Annotated in this window: 3 protein-coding genes; 2 read left to right on the forward strand and 1 reads right to left on the reverse strand. The window is 60.0% G+C overall.

Annotation, left to right across the window (positions count from 1 at the left end):
• The first annotated feature begins 116 nt into the window (after positions 1-116).
• A complete protein-coding gene (gene hspQ / locus ENZ75_RS30620) occupies positions 117-440 on the forward strand; it encodes a heat shock protein HspQ (protein WP_024503281.1) in 324 nt (107 codons plus the stop codon).
• Positions 441-512: 72 nt separating this feature from the next.
• Here the strand turns inward: hspQ and ENZ75_RS30625 are convergent, their stop codons facing one another.
• Positions 513-1,142, reverse strand: a complete 630-nt coding sequence (locus ENZ75_RS30625; RefSeq protein ID WP_013531658.1) for an invasion associated locus B family protein — start codon at positions 1,140-1,142, stop codon at positions 513-515.
• Positions 1,143-1,402: 260 nt separating this feature from the next.
• Between ENZ75_RS30625 and ENZ75_RS30630 the strand changes: the two genes are divergently transcribed.
• Positions 1,403-1,851: ABC transporter substrate-binding protein (locus ENZ75_RS30630; protein ID WP_245481310.1), on the forward strand; the 449-nt coding region annotated here is incomplete at its 3' end.

Raw genomic sequence — 1,851 nt, forward strand, 5'->3', positions numbered from 1 at the left:
GGTCCGAAACCCTGGCGCCGGGCTAACCCGTTGCTTAATAGGGCGTCAAGCGCCTCGGGATTGAATTGATGCGCGGTCTGCGCCAAATAAGCTCAAGGAACTCAGTGGTGAGTACGATGAAAACAGCCAAATTCGCAATCGGACAGGTGGTTCGCCACCGGCTGTTTCCATTCAGGGGCATCATTTTCGATGTCGATCCGCAATTCGCCAACACCGACGAATGGTACGAAGCCATCCCCGCCGACGTGCGGCCGCGCAAGGATCAGCCTTTCTACCATCTGCTCGCCGAGAATTCGGAGACCGAATACATCGCCTACGTCTCCGAGCAGAACCTGCTCGAGGACCAGTCGGGCGAGCCGGTCCGGCATCCGCAGATCAAGGAAATGTTCGACAAGAAGCCGGACGGCGGCTACCAACAGAAGCGGCAGTCCAGGCATTAGCCTGCTGGAAGACAGTCACAAAAAAGCGGGGCATGAACCCCGCTTTTTTGTTGGCTCGGCGATATCGGCCGATCAGTTGGCGGTCTTCGCCTTGTCCTGCTCTTCCTTGAGCTTCTTGGCGAAATCCTGGTTGTTCTTGGCGACGAAGTCCTGAAGCTTCTTCTGCCTGTCCTCGATGTCCGACTGCTGCAGCGCCGGGCCGTCATAGGCGCCGCTGAAGCCCTGCAGGGCGATCTTGATCGGATTGGGCTGATTCTGGAAATTGACCGAAGTCAGCGTGATCGCCTGGCCTTTCTTGAATGCCGCGACGAGCTGATCGGTCAGCGGCACTTCGGCCACGCAACGATCCGGGAAGCAGATCACATAGTCGAGCTTCTGCGCCTTGCCGGTGTCGATCTGCAGGCCGATGCCGGGAGGCACCAGACGGCCGGTCGGAACCGTCACCTGGAACACCTTGCGGTTCACCTTGCCCTTGAGCTCGATCAGGCTGACGCCGGTGACCAGCTGGCCATTGCCGGCAGTGGTGATGTTCTGGACGTTGCAGATGTCGACATCTTCCTGCTTGGTGCAGGCCTTGAACCAGCCTTGCGGAATCTGCTGCTGCTGCTGTGCGGAAGCGGCGGGAAGCCCTGCGCCGAGAAAGCCGACCACGCCAGCGGCCATGACCGACAGGCGGTACGCGTTGCTGTTCAGGCTCGTCATGTCGTGCACTTCCTCTCAAATGATCCCGGGACCGGCTTCTTCGTGCCGTGTGGTCCAGCTACCTGTTGCCGAAATGAGGCAACAGAATGACTTCGGAGGGCGTGTTACACTGCAAGCGAGGCCGAATCCAGCCCGGCGCCTGCGATTCTTGGCCGTGCGATTTGGGCCGTGCGATTTGGGCTGATGTATCTGGCCGGAGCGCGGTGGCGCCATGCTAGGGTGCAGTCCGAATCATCAAGCCGCCCAGTAAGGAGACGGTCATGGGCCGCGTTCTTGTTTGGCTGATCACCGCGATATCGTTTCTCGCCCTTTCGCATCAGCCGGCCGCATCGGAGCCGAAGCACGCCATCGCCATGCAGGGCGAGCCGGCGCTGCCGCCCGACTATACGCATTTCAACTACGTCAATCCCGACGCGCCGAAGGGTGGCTCGATCACCTATTGCGTCGTCGGCAGCTTCGACAATCTCAACCCTTTCATCCTCAAGAGCCTGCGCACCACGGCGCGCGGCATGATGGATACGATCTTCGGCAATCTGGTCTTCGAGCCGTTGATGCAGCGCAATGCCGACGAGGCTTTCACGCTCTACGGTTTGTTGGCCGAAAGCGCCGACATGGATCCGGAGCGCAAGAGCATCGAGTTCCATCTCAATCCGAGGGCCAAATGGTCGGACGGTCAGCCGGTGACGCCGGAGGACGTGCTGTTCAGTTA

The sequence above is a fragment of the Mesorhizobium sp. M7A.F.Ca.CA.002.04.1.1 genome, assembly GCF_004022805.1.
In the GTDB taxonomy this organism is placed as follows: Bacteria; Pseudomonadota; Alphaproteobacteria; order Rhizobiales; family Rhizobiaceae; genus Mesorhizobium; species Mesorhizobium ciceri.

Excerpts from the sequence above, each read along its gene's own strand:
- ENZ75_RS30625 (WP_013531658.1), bottom strand. The coding sequence starts at position 1,142 with ATGACGAGCCTGAACAGCAACGCGTACCGCCTGTCGGTCATGGCCGCT.
- hspQ (WP_024503281.1), top strand. The coding sequence starts at position 117 with ATGAAAACAGCCAAATTCGCAATCGGACAGGTGGTTCGCCACCGGCTG.